13 protein-coding genes are annotated in these 14991 nt (G+C 65.1%); 3 read left to right on the forward strand and 10 right to left on the reverse strand.

Annotated features, from left to right (window positions below):
* Positions 1-15: 15 nt before the first annotated feature.
* From PCO31010_RS02625 to PCO31010_RS02640, 4 genes are all read right to left on the reverse strand, one after another.
* Positions 16-2508: a TonB-dependent receptor gene (locus PCO31010_RS02625; RefSeq protein ID WP_246184414.1), complete on the reverse strand. Its 2493-nt coding sequence runs from the start codon at positions 2506-2508 to the stop codon at positions 16-18.
* A 213-nt stretch (positions 2509-2721) separates the two neighbouring features.
* Positions 2722-3534 (reverse strand): ABC transporter ATP-binding protein, encoded by an 813-nt coding sequence (locus tag PCO31010_RS02630; RefSeq protein WP_217426137.1) that lies wholly within the window; start codon positions 3532-3534, stop codon positions 2722-2724.
* Positions 3534-4595 (reverse strand): FecCD family ABC transporter permease, encoded by a 1062-nt coding sequence (locus PCO31010_RS02635; RefSeq protein ID WP_425495002.1) that lies wholly within the window; start codon positions 4593-4595, stop codon positions 3534-3536. The genes PCO31010_RS02630 and PCO31010_RS02635 overlap by 1 nt, the downstream gene beginning before the upstream one ends.
* Positions 4596-4666: 71 nt before the next feature.
* Positions 4667-5752, reverse strand: a complete 1086-nt coding sequence (locus PCO31010_RS02640) for an ABC transporter substrate-binding protein (protein ID WP_246184415.1) — start codon at positions 5750-5752, stop codon at positions 4667-4669.
* Positions 5753-6055: 303 nt separating this feature from the next.
* Between PCO31010_RS02640 and PCO31010_RS02645 the strand changes: the two genes are divergently transcribed.
* From PCO31010_RS02645 to PCO31010_RS02655, 3 genes are all read left to right on the forward strand, one after another.
* Complete coding sequence (locus PCO31010_RS02645; protein WP_150662862.1) at positions 6056-6874, forward strand: response regulator; 819 nt, start codon at positions 6056-6058, stop codon at positions 6872-6874.
* Entirely contained in the window at positions 6867-8381 is a 1515-nt protein-coding gene (locus PCO31010_RS02650) for an ATP-binding protein (protein WP_174984240.1), read from the forward strand. The genes PCO31010_RS02645 and PCO31010_RS02650 overlap by 8 nt, the downstream gene beginning before the upstream one ends.
* 132 nt (positions 8382-8513) lie before the next feature.
* Positions 8514-9923 carry a chloride channel protein gene (locus PCO31010_RS02655; RefSeq protein ID WP_150662864.1) on the forward strand — a complete coding sequence of 470 codons (1410 nt, stop codon included), beginning with the start codon at positions 8514-8516 and terminating at the stop codon, positions 9921-9923.
* Here PCO31010_RS02655 and tam read toward each other — a convergent pair.
* The 6 genes from tam to PCO31010_RS02685 form a co-directional block, all read right to left on the reverse strand.
* A complete protein-coding gene (tam, locus tag PCO31010_RS02660) occupies positions 9854-10669 on the reverse strand; it encodes a trans-aconitate 2-methyltransferase (RefSeq protein ID WP_150662865.1) in 816 nt (271 codons plus the stop codon). The genes PCO31010_RS02655 and tam overlap by 70 nt on opposite strands.
* A 44-nt stretch (positions 10670-10713) precedes the next feature.
* Complete coding sequence (locus PCO31010_RS02665) at positions 10714-11595, reverse strand: anti-sigma factor family protein (protein ID WP_246184416.1); 882 nt, start codon at positions 11593-11595, stop codon at positions 10714-10716.
* Entirely contained in the window at positions 11588-12253 is a 666-nt protein-coding gene (locus tag PCO31010_RS02670; protein WP_246184417.1) for an RNA polymerase sigma factor, read from the reverse strand. Before PCO31010_RS02670 ends, PCO31010_RS02665 begins: the two co-directional genes overlap by 8 nt.
* 160 nt (positions 12254-12413) lie before the next feature.
* A complete protein-coding gene (locus PCO31010_RS02675; RefSeq protein ID WP_217426125.1) occupies positions 12414-12809 on the reverse strand; it encodes a cupredoxin domain-containing protein in 396 nt (131 codons plus the stop codon).
* Between the two features lie 14 nt (positions 12810-12823).
* Positions 12824-13810 (reverse strand): metallophosphoesterase family protein, encoded by a 987-nt coding sequence (locus tag PCO31010_RS02680; protein WP_174984242.1) that lies wholly within the window; start codon positions 13808-13810, stop codon positions 12824-12826.
* Positions 13811-13954: 144 nt separating this feature from the next.
* Positions 13955-14848 carry a M23 family metallopeptidase gene (locus PCO31010_RS02685; RefSeq protein WP_217426126.1) on the reverse strand — a complete coding sequence of 298 codons (894 nt, stop codon included), beginning with the start codon at positions 14846-14848 and terminating at the stop codon, positions 13955-13957.
* Positions 14849-14991 lie beyond the last annotated feature (143 nt).

Genomic DNA, 14991 nt, shown 5'->3' on the forward strand with positions numbered 1-14991 from the left:
CTGCGCTCGGTACGCTTAGAACGCAATATCCGCGCTGACCGTCACCGTGCGTCCTGCGCCCGGCACGCCGTACAACTGGAAGCCGTCGAGCGATGCGCCGATCTGTGCGTAATAGAACTTGTTGAACACGTTGTTCAGGTTCAGGTTGACGTGCACATGACGGTTCACGCGATAGCGCGCCGCGAGGTTATGCACCCAGTAGCTCGGCGCTTTTTCGTTGTCCGCCGTGTAGATCGGGTTCACTCCCGACGGGCCCGACGCGTTGCTGCTGTTGTTGTTCTGACCGCCGACATAGAGGTTGTCCGTATAGCGGCGATGCCCCACGTACTGCACGCCGTAGCTGAGCGCGAGGTCCGGCGTGACCTGGTAGGACGTCCAGATCGATCCGCTCCAGTCCGGCACGTTGGCCGCCTCCGCCCCCTCGTTCGCGCCCTTGGTGATACGGCTCTTCATGCGCGAGATGCCCGCGAAGATCGACCACTTGTCGGTGATATTGCCCTGCAAGCCGAGTTCGACACCGTCGACGCGCTTGGCTGGCAGCGCCCGCACGGGCGACGTGTCGTCGCTCGTGTACTGCCACGAGTTGCTCAGTTCGGTACGGAAGACCGCCGCGGTCAGGCCGAGTGCGCCGCCCGCCAGATCCCACTTCGTGCCCAGCTCGTACGTCTGCGACGTCGCCGGGTCGTATTTGGCCGTCGTCGCCGTGCCATAGATCAGGTTGTTCGTGCTCGCGCCAATGGCGGTCGGCTGCGTCGCGCGGCTGTACGACACGTAGATGCTGCCCGGTTCGACCGGCTTGTAGACGAGACCCGCACGGCCGCTCCACGCACCGTTGGTGCTCGACGTGAGCGTGGCACCCGTCGGCGAGTTCGTCTCCGCACGCCAGCGGTCGTAGCGCAGCGACGCGAGCACCTGCCAGTGAGGCGACAGCGTGATCGTGTCGCTGGCGAAGATGGCGGCGTCGTTGACGGTCGAACTCGACTGGTTGTTGCCCTCCATCGACCAGGTGCCCGCGAATGAATTCGACGGATTCGCCATGTTGAAGAACATGTCCCCCGCCGGGATGTAGGCCGCGCGCGGGTTGCCGCCGTAAGTCTCGCGATACAACTCGAAGCCGGTCACCACGTCGTGCTTGAACGGTCCGGTGTTCGCCGTGAACTTGAGATCGGTCTGGTTATCGAGAATCTGATAACGCGTGGAGTTACCGAAGTTGCTGCCGCGCAGAATGCCGTACTGTGCGCCTGTCAGCGTGTAATCGGTGTACGAATTCACGCCACCGATGTTGGACAACGGCCCCACGCCCGCATAACCGAGCGTGGCGCACCGCGTGCCGGAGCAAACCTTATTGCCGTTGGCGGTCGCCGCGAAAAAGCGCGCGGGCGACAGCACGGAGAAGTTGTCCGTGCGCTGCCAGCGCAGTTGGCTGCGAATCCGTGTGGTGTCGTTGAAGTCGTGCTCGACGCGCCCTGAGAGCGACGTGCTTTCGGTCTGCTGCGTGTAGATGCCCGCCGCGCCGTACCAGTTGCTCTGTTGCACACCCGGCATCAGTTGCCCGCCGGTGCCGCGCTGAATCGGCAGCCCCGTATCGGGCACGTTGTTGTCCTTCTGATGGAAAACGTCGAAAATCACGCGCGTGCTGGTGCCCAGCCCCAGACCCAGCGACGCCGCGATGCCATAGCGGTCGTTCTTCACTTCGTCACGACCGGCCACGCCGTTGTGGTGCGACATGAGGTTCAGACGCAGCGCCGTGGAATCGCCGAGTTGCTGATTCAGGTCGGCGGTCATGCGGCGGTAGTTGTCGCTCCCCAGTCCGAACGAGGACCGATAGAAGCTGCCGAGTTCGGCTTCCTTCGACACGAGATTGACGGAGCCGCCCAGCGCCGCCACACCCGACTCGATGGTGCCGGTGCCTTTGTAGACCTCCACACGATCCAGATCGAACGTGTCGTTACGGCTCGACAGACCGGCGTCGCGCACACCGTCGATGGTGATGCTCTGCTCGGACGAGAAGCCGCGAATCGAGAACAGGTCGCCCCACCCCAGGTTGCCCTCGCCCGACATGAACGTGATGCCGGGGACGTTCTTCAGAATGTCCTGCAACGACTGCGCGTTCTGCTCGTCGAGCACCTTCTTGGGCACGACCGTAATGCTCTGCGGGATGTCGCGCAGCGGTGCCGTGTACTTCGACGACGAGACGGTCTCGGCCTTGTAAGGCGCATCGACAGTGGCGGTGACGGACGTCGCGGGCAGCGCCACCGCATCCGCAGTGGTCTTCGCAGGGACCGCAGTGCCATTGGGCTGCGCGGCGGCCGACGCGTCCGTTGCCGGTGCCGTCTGCGCGGCTGCGTGCAACGACGCAGCGGCCAAAGCGGCGGCCAGAGTCATACGCGTGTTCAGACGCAGGCGAGATTGGCGCGCAGCCGTCTGCATCGCCGCCCCCAGCGGCTGTGCAAATGGCGAAAACGCGGTGTCGGCGGTGCCGGGTTCCATCGAATTCAAGTGCTTCATCTGGTGTTGTGCGTTATGAGATGAATAGACAAAAAGCGTCCCCGCGCGCCGGGGTGTGCGACACCGCCGATGCGTTCGGACTGACTCGGACAACAAGGAAAGAAACGACGCGGCCGGCGTGGCGATGTGGCTGGGCGCACCGGTGCTGAGGCTGCTGTTCAGAGGACTTAAGCAGCGAAGCCCGGCGGGCCGCGTCGTGGTGGTGAACGGCGTCTAGACGGGTGTCACGACGTCGTCCACGATCAGTTGCGGCAGGCCGCGCGAGCAGCGCTCGACCCGGGCCTGCACGTCGAAAACGCGGGCGATGGCATCAGCCGTCACCACGTCCCCGACATCGCCTGCGGCGACCACGCGTCCGTCGCGCAGCATCACGGCCGCATTGGCGTGACGCATGGCAATCGACAGGTCGTGCATGACCACCACGGTGATCATCTGACGGGCCACGGTCTCGCGCGCAATGAGCCGCATCACCTGAAACTGGTGGTGCAAATCGAGCGCCGACAGCGGCTCGTCCAGGAGCAGGATGCGCGGCGCACGAATCAGCGCCTGCGCCAACCCGACCAGTTGTCGCTGACCGCCGGAGAGTTCGTCGAGAAATCGCATGGCGAGCGCTTCGATCCCCAACTGGGTCAGCAACGCCATGACGACGGCAGGTGTCGGTGCTGTCGCACTCACGGAATCGCGCGCGGCACGGCGCGCGCCATGCCCGGCGGCCAGCACCGATTCGAGCACGCGCAGATGCACCCCAGCGGGCAGTGCTTGCGGCAGATAAACGACATCGCGCGCAGGCGTACGGCCCGTGCAGCGGTGCAGGACCTCACCACCGAACGTCACTTCGCCGCGCCCGGACACGAGTCCGGCGAGCGTACGCAGCAGGGTCGATTTCCCCGAGCCGTTCGGGCCGAGCAGCGCGGTGACGCTGCCAGCAGGCAGCGGTGGCAGCGACACGTCATGCAGGATGTGACGACGGCCGAGCGTGACGTCGATGCCCGTCGCCGACAGGGCGAGTGTTTGAGACGATCCGATCACAGCGACCTCCCGCTCGAACGCACCACGATCACGAGGAAGAACGGAATGCCGACGAGCGCCGTTACGATGCCCACAGGAATGATCACCCCGGGCAGCAGTGTCTTCGACGCGATAGACGCAAGCGACATGACCAGCGCGCCGACGATCACGCAGCCGGGCAGATAGAAGCGATGGTCTTCACCGAAGATGCCACGCGCGATGTGGGGTGCGACCAGCCCGACAAAGCCGATGGTGCCGACGAAGGACACCGTCAGCGCCGAGAGCAACGACACGCGCATGAGTGTGACAAGCCGCAGGCGCGCCACACGAATCCCGAAGCTCGCTGCGCGGTCTTCACCGAGTCGCAGCGCCGTCATCGCCCACGACTGACGCCATGCCAGCACCGCCATGATCACGAGCACCCCGCCCAGCACGCGTACCTGTGTCCAGTCGCTGCGCGTGAGGCTGCCCAGCGTCCAGAACACGAGACCTTGCAAGGCGTCCTCGGTGGCGACGAACTGCATCAGCGAGACGAGCGCATGGAAGACGAAAACGAGAGCGATGCCCATGAGCACCACGCCCGAAGTCGGCAGACCGCGCCAGCGCGCCACACCATCGAGCACCAGCGCGGAAATCAGCGCGAAGATGAAAGCGTTCACGGGCACGACCCACACGTCCGGCACACCGGGCACATGCAGGTTGAGCACAATGGCCAGCGCCGCGCCGAAGGCGGCCGCCGCCGACACGCCCAGCGTGTACGGACTGGCGAGCGGATTGTCGAGGATCGTCTGCATCTCGCCTCCGGCCAGACCCAGCGCACCACCGACAAGCACCGCCATGAGGGCGTAAGGCAGACGAATCTGCCAGACGATGACCTGCGCATCGGGGCTTGCGGTCGCAGGCGACACGATCGTTCGCCACAGATCGCGCCAGCCTAGCGCCGACGGCCCGTGTGTGAAGTCCAGCGCCAACGCGAGCACGATCAGCGCCGCCAGCGCAACGAGCCAGAGGGCACGGCGCAGGTTCAACCGGCGATAACCACTCGCCACCCCCGCGTGCAAAACATCTTCTGCCGCCAGCTTCGCCGACGGGTCACCCGGCAGCGCGCGCCCTGATGCGCGGGACAGATCCGCCACTTCTCCGGCAAGACTCACGGCTTATCTCCGTCGGTCCAGTAAGTGCCGTTGAACGGCACCGCGAGGAAGCGCTTGTGAATCTCGGCAAACGTCGCGTTCGCATCGATCTGTTTGAAGCGGCCCGGATAGAACCAGTTGAGCATCGCTTCGACGGCCACAATGTTGTACGGCGAGTCGTAGAAGTTGTGCCAGAGCCCGTGCGTGCGGCCCTCGCGCACCGCTTTGATCGACGCAATGCCCGGCGACTTCACGAAGGCATTCAACGAGTCGCGCGCATCGCGCGCCGACGTCTCGGCCCCCACGTGAATACGCAACTGATTGGCATTGCCGCGCGTGCCGGTCGCAATATAGACGTCCGGCCGGGACGCAATCACATGCTCGATGTTCAGGTCGCCGATTACGCCGGGCAGCAAGTCACGTGCAATATTCACACCGCCCGCCGCGTCGACGAACTCGCCGATGCTGCCGTTGCCGACCGTGTGGCAGCAACCGGGCCAGACGCCCGCGAGCATCTGTACGAAGACCTTCGGACGTTCGTTCGCCGCAATCGTCGCCACGGCATCGCGCACGGTCTTCAGATGCGATTCGTAGAGCGAGATGTAAGCGTCGGCCTGCGCTTCGCGGTGCATGGCTTTGCCCATCAGCCGCAGACTCGGCACCGTGTCTTCAAGCGGCTTCTGACGAAAGTCCACGAAGATCACCGGCACACCGGCGGCGGCGAACTCCTTGACCAGCGCGTTGTGCCGCCCGGGGCCGTGACCGCCGATGCTGAAGATGGCGAGGTCCGGCTTGAGTGCCAGCGCCTTCTCCGCGCTGACCGTCGCTTCCGACGACTGGCCGATCTTCGGAATGGTGTCGATCTTCGGGAATATCTTTTCGTACTGCTGCCACGTCTGCGGGTCGAGCGATTGCAGCTCGCCCTGCCAGCCGACGATACGCGCAAGCGGCTGCTTGCCTTCCAGCAACGCCACGGCATATAGCAGTCGGCCCTCGCCGAGCAGAATCCGGTCGACGTGATCAGGCAACGTGACTTGCCGTCCGGCCATATCGGTGACAGTTTCGCCCGCATGGGCCGGGGTGACGACCGCCGATGCGGTCATGGCCGCAAGCGTTGTCGACAGTACAACGCTCGCCGCGCACGCAGCGCGTCTGACAGTCTGAGAGAAAAACATCCGCATCACAGTGACATCCAACATAGAATCAAGAACCATTCTCATTTCCATTAGAATGTAGCGTTGCGTTGTGTTGGCTTCGTGTTGACGGAATTTCGGTATGTATTGGTTTGTATTGGCGTGTATCGGTATATGGGCGACGCTCGCAAAAGGAGCGCCCGCCGGTAGACTCCCGTTCTTTGGAATGTCCTTGTGATGTCGGCCGCCCCCTCTTCTACTGCTGTTTCCACTATGGCTCCCGCGCGTTCGGTTGCCCGGTTGCTGATCGTCGACGACGATCCGCAGATTCGCGACCTGCTCTCGGACTATCTGCGCGAGTCGGGTTTCGATGTCGCGACCGCCGCCGACGGCGTGCAGATGTGGGCGCAACTCGCCGCGATGCCTGCCGATGTGGTGGTGCTCGATCTGATGCTGCCGGGCGAGGATGGCTTGTCGCTTTGTCGACAGTTGCACGCCCGCGGCGACGTTTCGGTCGTAATGCTGACGTCGCGCAGCACGTTGCTCGACCGCATCGTCGGCCTCGAGGTGGGTGCCGACGATTACCTTCCCAAGCCCTTCGATCCGCGTGAGTTGCTCGCGCGCATCAAGGCGGTGTTGCGACGCGGGCCGCGTCTGCCGCTGGGCAGCGCGCAGGCGGTGACTTCCGACGGCGTGATGGCCGCACGCGCTGTGCCGGTGTCGTCGTCCCCCGCGCCGCACCCTGCCCCGCTCCAGCCTTCACAGGCAGCGTATTTCGATTTCGACGGATGGCGGCTCGATACGCTCGCGCGCCAGCTCATTTCGCCCGAAGGCCGCGTGATCACACTGGGCGGCTCCGATTACCGCACGTTGCAGGCCCTGGTGACGCATCCGCACCGGCCGCTCTCGCGCGACTTTCTGCTCGACTGCGCGTTCGGCCGTCATGGGGCCGCCAACGATCGCGCCATCGACGTCTGCGTGAGCCGTCTGCGCGCCCATCTCGATACGCGTGCACGGCCGTCGCCGCTGATTCGTACGGTTCGCAACGAGGGCTATATGCTCGCCGCCGATGTGGTGGCTTCGCATGTCTGATGTCTCCCGTGCGCAGACTGCACCTTCGTCGTACGCTTCGCGATGGGCACGCTATGGTCGCTATCTTGGCTGGCCGAGCACGCTCTCTGGCCGCCTCGCGCTGATTCTCGTCATCGGCATGCTCGCGACGCAACTCGTCACAGGCACTGTGTGGTTCGACGCCCGGTACGGCCGCGTGGCCGAAGTGCCGGTACGCTCGGGCGGCGCGCGCATCGCCGATGCGGTCAAATTGTTCGACGTCGTTCCGCCCGCCGAGCGCGTCGCGCTGATGCAGCGGCTGCGCGCGACCGGTGTCGAGGTGCGCAATATCGACGCCCCCGCCGCGCAACAGCGCATGTCGCACTTCTCCGACGATCTGTTCGACAACGTCCTCACGTCGCAACTCGGTCCGATGCATCCGTTCGTCGCGCACCCGGTCGTGCTGTACGACGACACCGGCGAACCCTTGGCGCTCGCCACGCTCCTGCGCGCGCACGCGCCGACGGCGCACCTCGCCGCCGACGTGCGTCTGCAAGACGGTCAATGGATGTCGCTCGCCGTGGTGGCGGGTCAGGCCGGGCTCGATCTGCGCCCCGGTGCGGCGTTCGCGGATTACTTCGTCCGCATCTATCTCGCGCGCATTTTTGCCGTGATTCTGATCGCGGTGATCGCGGTGCGGATCGCCTTGCGTCCGCTGGCGCGCATGTCGGCGGCGGCCGACCGGCTCGGGCGCGACATTCATAGCCCGCCCCTCAATGAGAACGGCCCGGTGGAGGTGCGCCGCGCTGCACAGACGTTCAACGCCATGCAGCATCGGCTGATCGAAGCCATGCAGGCGCGTACGGCGTTTCTCGCATCCGTCTCGCACGATCTGCGCTCGCCGCTCACACGGCTGCGACTTCGTGCGGAAACGCTCGGCGACCCGGCGCAACGCGAGCGCTTTCGTCAGGACCTGATGGAAATGGAAGCGATGATCGCCGCGTCGCTCGATCATGTGCGCGGCGTGCCGAGTGGCGAAGCGTTGCGCGACGTCGATATCGAAGCCCTGCTGCGCGCCGTGGCGGAAGACGCGAGAGAGACAGGCGGCGACGTGCGGGTGCGCGACCAAAGCGCAAGCGGCACGGTACGCGGCTATCCGCGCACATTGCGACGCTGCGTGCAGAACCTTGTCGACAACGCGTTGCGCTACGCCGGTGGATGTCGGGTGTCGGCACATCTGTCGGCTCAGGGCACGCATCTGGAAATCGTAGTGGAAGATCGCGGCCCTGGCATCCCGGAGGCCGAGCTGTCGGCAGCCGTCGAGCCGTTCGTGCGCGCCGGAGTCCATCGTCAGGTCGCTGAGCAGGGACATGACGGTGTGCCCGGCGGTCCCGACGGTGCCGGTCTCGGTCTGGCCATCGCCCGCACCATCGCACAGGCACACGATGGCTCGCTGATCCTCTCGAACCGCCCCGGCGGCGGGCTGCGCGCCGAACTGCACCTGCCGGTCGCCGGTCCGGACATCGCACTCGAAACTCATACGAAATAATCATAAATATCAACGCAACATTCATTTCTCTTATGTTGCGTTGCGCCATACACTCCGGGTATTCCCTGATTAACAGAGACAGGCAGGGACGAACAGGCACGTCCTGAGTATCCGGAGTTAAGGCGCAGCACGATGAACACCCCGCAAGCCACGCAAATCCCAACGCAACAGACCGGGCAACCGATCCCGCGCACGGCCATCGCACCGACTGGCCGCGAGAGCGCGCAGACGGAGGGCGTCCGAGCCACCCCGCTCGCGACGCTCGCCGTCGTCACTGTGTTGACGGGGATTGGTGCTGGCATCGGCGGCACACTGCTCGCCGCCCTGCTCCATATCGTTCAGCACCTGGCCTTCGGCTATGCCGAGGATCAGGTCTTCGGCGCGCAGAGCTTTTTGAGCGGCGTTGCGGCCGCCTCGCCCGAGCGGCGCTTTGCCGTGCTGACGGTGTGCGGCGTGGTTGCCGGTCTCGGCTGGTATGCCGTGCATCGCTACGGCGCAAAGCTCGTCTCGATCAAAGATGCGGTCGGACGCTCCCGCCCGATGCCCGTCGGCAGCACGCTCGCCCATGCCCTGTTGCAGATCGTCACGGTCGCGCTCGGCTCGCCGCTCGGGCGCGAAGTCGCGCCGCGTGAAATCGGTGCGCTCGTCGGCGACCAACTGGCGCGTCGCGCCGGGCTGTCTGCCGAACAATGCCGTCTGCTCGTCGCATGTGGCGCAGGCGCGGGACTCGCCGCCGTCTACAACGTGCCGCTCGGTGGTGCGATCTTCGTGCTGGAAGTTCTGCTCGGTACGTTCGCCTGGCGCGCGGTGCTGCCCGCCTTTGCGACCTCGGCGATTGCCGCCGCTGTCGCATGGATCGGCATGGGTGCGGAACAGCAGTACACGCTCCCGGCGTTCGACGTCACTGCGCCGCTCGTCGGTTGGGCGCTCGTGTGCGGCCCGCTCGTCGGGGTGGCCGCGTGGGCATTCGCGCGATTGACGGAAAGCGCCCGCGCCGCCGCACCGCGCGACTGGCGTGCGCCGGTCTTCGCACTGGCTAACTTCATGGTGCTGGGTCTGGTCATCGCCTGGTACCCGCAATTGCCGGGCAACGGCAAGGGCCCGGCATCGCTCGCGTTCAATGGCGAACTGGTGACGGCGCTGGCATTCGTGCTGCTTGTGCTGCGCGTGCTCTTTACGTGGAGCAGTCTGCGCGCCGGGGCGGCAGGCGGTCTGCTCACACCGGGACTGGCGAACGGCGCGTTACTCGCGGTCGTGCTCGGGGGATTGTGGAATGGCGCGTTGCCGCAGGCGATGGAAGTCGCGCTCGGCGCGGCAGCCCTCATCGGGGCCACCGCCTTCCTCGCCGTGTCGATGCGCATGCCGATCACGGCCGTGGTGCTGGCGCTGGAATTCACGCACGTGAATCAGGATTTCCTCGCGCCGATGTTGCTGGCCGTAGCCGGTGCCGCCTGCACGGCACGCTGGCTCGATCAGCGCGTGGCCACCACGAAGAGTCGCGGGAACGGCAACAGCACCGTGCCGTCGGCTAGCGCCGGATAAGCCTTCGCGATTTCTTCCGTGTAGCGGACGAGGAACGCCTCGCGCGAGGCGTCGTCCAGCTTCGTCAGAAACGGACGCAGCGCACTGCCCTTGAACCATTCCACGACAGCCGGCGCACCGCCTGCGAGCGGATGATAGTAAGTCGTGCGCCAGATATCGACGCGCGAGCACAGGGCACGCAGCATCGGATAGTAGAACGCTGCGCCATGACGCGCGGTGCGTTCCGTGCCTTTGAGCGTCTCGGCCCAGCGCGGGTCGGCGGCGACTTCGCGCATCAGCCGGTGAGCGGGTTCGTCGAGATTGTCCGGCGTTTGCACCGCGAGCGAACCACCGGGCGCAAGACACGCGACGAGACGCGGATACAGCGTTTCGTGATCGGGCAGCCATTGCAACACGGCGTTCGCGAGAATCACATCGAACGGACCGTCTTTCCACGCACCGATATCCGCGACGTCGAAATGAAACTGCGGCAGACGTTTGCGCGCCGCGTCGACCATATCCTGCGAACTATCCAGCCCGAGTACTTGTGCCTGCGCATAGCGCGCGGCCAGCACTTCGGTCGAGTTGCCGGGGCCGCAGCCGATATCCACGACGCGTGCCGCATCGCGGCCGGGAAGCTCGGGGATCGCGGCGACGAGATCGCGCACGGGACGCGTGCGCTCGTCTTCGAACTTGACGTACTGCGACGCCTGCCATGCCGGATTGGTCGGGGCGTGCGAGGTATTCGACGGCTGGTTTTGCGACATGAATCACTCCATCGGGGGGCTATCGATCAACAGCCGTCACGATATCAGGTCGCCGCCTGCAACGCTTCCACGAAGACACGCAGATGCGACGGCTCTGCGTCGGTGATCGCCCAGTACGTCATGCCACTGCGTCGCCAGCGGGCGATCGCATAGCCGTCGCTACCGGTGATCATGGGCGCAGCGGACGCCTTGTCGCGTGACGGAAACACGTAGACATCGATCGGATGCTTGTCGGTGTGGTAGACGAGCACGGACACCGTGCGACCGCCGACGTAGTCCAGACGTCCGCCTGCGAGCGGGAATCCCTTGTCCGCCAGATCGACGACCGGCGGTGCGTAGTCGAGGCGTCCGTTGAACCACGGCTTGACCGTATGCTGGTCCGTCGAGATCACGTCGATCGGATGCTGCGACAACAGCGCGCGCACATGGCTCGACACGATCTCCTGCGGCTGCAAGCCAGTCTGAGCGGCCGGTTCCGGCGCCTGCGGGGGTGCAGGCGGACGCGCCACCAGCAACGCCATCGCCACCGCCAGCCCACCAAGGATCGCACCACCCGCGCCACCGAACAGCCACGGCGCAAGACTCGGCCCCCATGCGGCTTCCACGCCATTGGACCTGACCGGTTTCGCGGGTCTGGTTTCCTGCTTCGCTTCCTGTTTCACGTTCTGCTTCACATCTTGGATCGGCTCGCGCTGAACGTCGGAAGCAGACGATGCGCTCACCGTCTCCTGTGCGACGACATGACGCTCGGCGTTCGCCAACTCGTCGCGCAGCCGTTCACGCAACGCTTGCGGCGCTTTATGCTGTAACGAGCCGTCGCGCAGCATCTTGCCCAGCGTGGTTGTTTCGCTTGTCGTCGGCGGGTCTTTGGGGTCGTCGTGCATGTCGTCACGCTCATTGTCTTGCTCATTGTCTCGCTTACTCATCGCGTCCTCCCCGAGTCGTGCCGTCGAGCGGCAAGCGCGTCAGGCGTGTCACTTGCGCAGATGAGGAAGAAGACGATGACGCTGCTGCCGCTCCACCCGCCTGCGCCGCACGCAATGCCGCCGCAAGCATCTGTCTGCCGCGTGCGAGCCGCGACATGACCGTGCCCGCGGGCACGCCGACGATCGTCTCGATTTCCCGGTAGCTCATATCCTCCATCTCACGCAAAACCAGCACTTCGCGGAACACGACCGGCAAGCCCGCGAGGGCTTCGCGCACCAGCGCACATTCGTCGCGGCGTACGGCCCGCATTTCCGGATCGCCCGATGACGCGTCGTCCCAGCCCGGCAGACGATCCGCCTCGTGCAAACCGTGCATGGCTTCGTCGAATGGGGTGCCGTCGGCGGCATCGGAGCGGCGTCGCCACTCGGTCATCCAGGTATTGCGCACGATGGCCAACAGCCACGCCCTCGCATTCTCGCCACGAAAGCCATCGAAGAAGCGCAGCGCACGCAGATAGGCCTCCTGCACGATGTCATCCGCATCGCTTGCGCTGCCCGAGAGCCAGCGCGCGAGGTTGTAGGCCGCATCGAGATGCGGCAAGGCCAGCGCTTCGAATCGTCCTGACGCCTGAGCGCCGGGGGTTTCCGCATCGGTCACCGGGATCTCCCGAGATCGGGCAACATCGTGCCCGCGTGAGTCGGACTGACGCTGTGCGCGACATCGCGAACGGCATCTCGAACAACATCGCGATGATCGTCGCAGGCGCGCGCACACAACGTCAGTGGGCTCATTGAATCACATCTGCTCGCGCGAACGGTCATTTCACGACGATCACCCCCGTCATATGGGGATGAATCGCACAGTAGTACGGGTACGTTCCCGGCTTGTCGAAGGTGAACGCGAACGTGCCGTCGGTATCGAGCGCGCCGGATGCAAACGTGCGTGGATTCGACGAACTCGTGACGGTGTGCGGCTCGTCGTCGCGATTGGTCCACGTCACGCGCGTGCCAGCTTTGACGGTGAGCGTCGCGGGCGAAAAGGTGAAGTTATCGATGTGGACTGCGCCCGAATCTGTGGCAGCGGCGGCGGCCTCGGCTCGCCCGGCGAGCACGAGCATGCCCGTCGCCGCGACGGCGAAACCTGCCAGCAGCGTGCGACGTTGCGCGGCATGCGGGCTCAGGCGTGACGAAGAAGACAAAGAAGACGATTTCATGGCGGCGCCCCGGGTCATGACGCCAGCGTGGTGTCGCCCAACAGCGGCGCACCGTCCAGCGAGGTGAAATCGACGCGGCGAATCCCCAACGTCTGCCGCAGTTGCGATGCGTCGACCTTCAGCGGTCCCGGCCCCGGGCCGTCGCCGGGCGAAGGCTGCGGAAACGCCGTCGACATGGCGGTCTGCATTCGCACGTTGCCTTCGACTTTTTGCAGCACCTGATGGATGTGACCGTTGAGCACCGTCACCGACCCGAACGGACGCAGCAACGCGAGCGCCCGGTCGCCGTCGTCCGTTCCCCATCCCCACGCCGGATAAACGGACCAGAGCGGCATGTGGGTGAACACGACGAGCGGCGTGCTGCGCGAGCGTGTCTTGAGATCGGCGGCGAGCCAGTCGAGTTGAGCGTCGCCAAGGTAGCCCATGCCGCCCGCCTTGAGATTGAGGACGTTCACGAGGGCAATGAAATGCACGCCCTGCTGGTCGAAGCTGTACCACCCCTTACCGCGACTTTCCGGGGCAAAGCGCGCGAAGAATGCCTGACCGTCGCTGTCGATCACGTCATGCTCGCCCGGCACGTAGTGGGTCTCAAGACCCGCGCCGTTCACGATCTGTTGCGCGGTATCGAACTCTTCGGGGCGGGAAAGATGGCTGACGTCGCCGGTGTGCAGCATGAACGCCGGGCGCTGCGCGGCGCCCCGGATGCGGGTGATCGCCGATTGAAGTGTTGCCGCCGGGTCGGGATTCGGCGCTTTGTTGAAGCCGATGTGGCTATCGCTGATCTGAACGAACGAGAGCGTGCCGGACGATGGCTTCTCGGCAGCGGCGGCTGTCGTGCCGCCCAACATCGCCGCGAGCGGGAGGCCGCGTGGCACGCCGCCGTCGAGCGTCCACAAAATCCCCGCCCCAGCCCACGCCAGACAGGCCATCGCACGACGACGCGACATCGCTGGCGCGTCGTCTACGTCTTTCCCATCGTCCTTCGGATCCCGATCGCTCATGGCACACCTCCACAGAATGAGGGCGCCCGGTTCGTCACCATGACTGAGTTTCGAGCGCGCCGTTATCTGTAATACCGGCGCACCCGACGATTTATTCCCGAACGCCTGAGCGACGTTGCGAAGGGACGAACTTCGAAGCTGGGATCAAAGCGGTGAGTAGTTCCAGCGGGGAAGCACGCCGGCACGGCCATAAGTCACCCAGGTCGGCGCGCCCGGAGAGACGTCCAGCACGGTCTTCTGGTAATCGCTACCGACGCCGCCGGCGTCCGCCGCGCGCTGGCGCAACAGCGGCCCCGGATCGACCGGATTTCCGTTGCGACGCAATTCGAAATGCAGGTGAGGCCCTGTGGCCGTTCCCGTGCGTCCGATGGCGCCGATCCGCTCACCAGTTGAGACGGTGTCGCCTATGCGAAGGTCCTCCACGACAGCCGACAAATGCGCGTAGAGGGTCTCACTCCCGTACCTGTGCGAGATCACGATGTACCGCCCATAGCCGTATTGCTGGAACCCGATGAACTTCACTTCGCCATCGGCGGCCGCGCGAACCGGCGTGCCGACAGGGGCAGCGAAGTCGACGCCGGTGTGACTGTGCGACACCCGACGGACCGGGTGGCGTCGCGTGCCGAATTCAGACGTGATACGCCCCCCGGCGACCGGCATGACAAACGACTTGGTCTGTGCTGACGGGCGGATGTTCGTCGGCTGCGAAAACAAACCCGGACGTGCCAGCCCTGCCGGCATCCACGGGCCGACGGCCGACACGTGCAAAGGCGAGTTCGGTGCGTTCGTGCTGCTTGTGCCGTTGCCGAATTGACCACGTGACGCCTGCGACACCATTGACACCGGCGTGTCGAGAACGAACAACGGCACCGTGGTTAGTCGCGGATGCGCCTGCAGCGGCCCGTTAGCAGCCGCCAGCACCGACAGCGGTGCGACCAGCCAAAGTCCGAAGGCAACAGCGACGGCTGCCCCGGGCGGGCGGGCACACTCGCCCTGCCCTCGCTGGCGCTGCGCGGTGCTGCCCAACGCGGCGCGCATGCACCAAACGAAAGAAGTAGAGAAAGACATCGCTCGAAAAACTCAGTCGGAGACGACGCAGTCTACGGGGCGATGTGGCGCTATTTGATAGGAAAAGACTCAAAATTACCGCAAGTTGCGGCCAAAACCCCGCAAGTTGGGAT

The organism is Pandoraea commovens (genome assembly GCF_902459615.1).
GTDB lineage: Bacteria > Pseudomonadota > Gammaproteobacteria > Burkholderiales > Burkholderiaceae > Pandoraea > Pandoraea commovens.

Excerpts from the sequence above, each read along its gene's own strand:
- PCO31010_RS02625 (WP_246184414.1), bottom strand. The coding sequence starts at position 2,508 with ATGAAGCACTTGAATTCGATGGAACCCGGCACCGCCGACACCGCGTTT.
- PCO31010_RS02640 (WP_246184415.1), bottom strand. The coding sequence starts at position 5,752 with ATGACCGCATCGGCGGTCGTCACCCCGGCCCATGCGGGCGAAACTGTC.
- PCO31010_RS02645 (WP_150662862.1), top strand. The coding sequence starts at position 6,056 with ATGGCTCCCGCGCGTTCGGTTGCCCGGTTGCTGATCGTCGACGACGAT.
- PCO31010_RS02650 (WP_174984240.1), top strand. The coding sequence starts at position 6,867 with ATGTCTGATGTCTCCCGTGCGCAGACTGCACCTTCGTCGTACGCTTCG.
- PCO31010_RS02655 (WP_150662864.1), top strand. The coding sequence starts at position 8,514 with ATGAACACCCCGCAAGCCACGCAAATCCCAACGCAACAGACCGGGCAA.
- tam (WP_150662865.1), bottom strand. The coding sequence starts at position 10,669 with ATGTCGCAAAACCAGCCGTCGAATACCTCGCACGCCCCGACCAATCCG.
- PCO31010_RS02665 (WP_246184416.1), bottom strand. The coding sequence starts at position 11,595 with ATGAGTAAGCGAGACAATGAGCAAGACAATGAGCGTGACGACATGCAC.
- PCO31010_RS02675 (WP_217426125.1), bottom strand. The coding sequence starts at position 12,809 with ATGAAATCGTCTTCTTTGTCTTCTTCGTCACGCCTGAGCCCGCATGCC.
- PCO31010_RS02680 (WP_174984242.1), bottom strand. The coding sequence starts at position 13,810 with ATGAGCGATCGGGATCCGAAGGACGATGGGAAAGACGTAGACGACGCG.
- PCO31010_RS02685 (WP_217426126.1), bottom strand. The coding sequence starts at position 14,848 with ATGCGCGCCGCGTTGGGCAGCACCGCGCAGCGCCAGCGAGGGCAGGGC.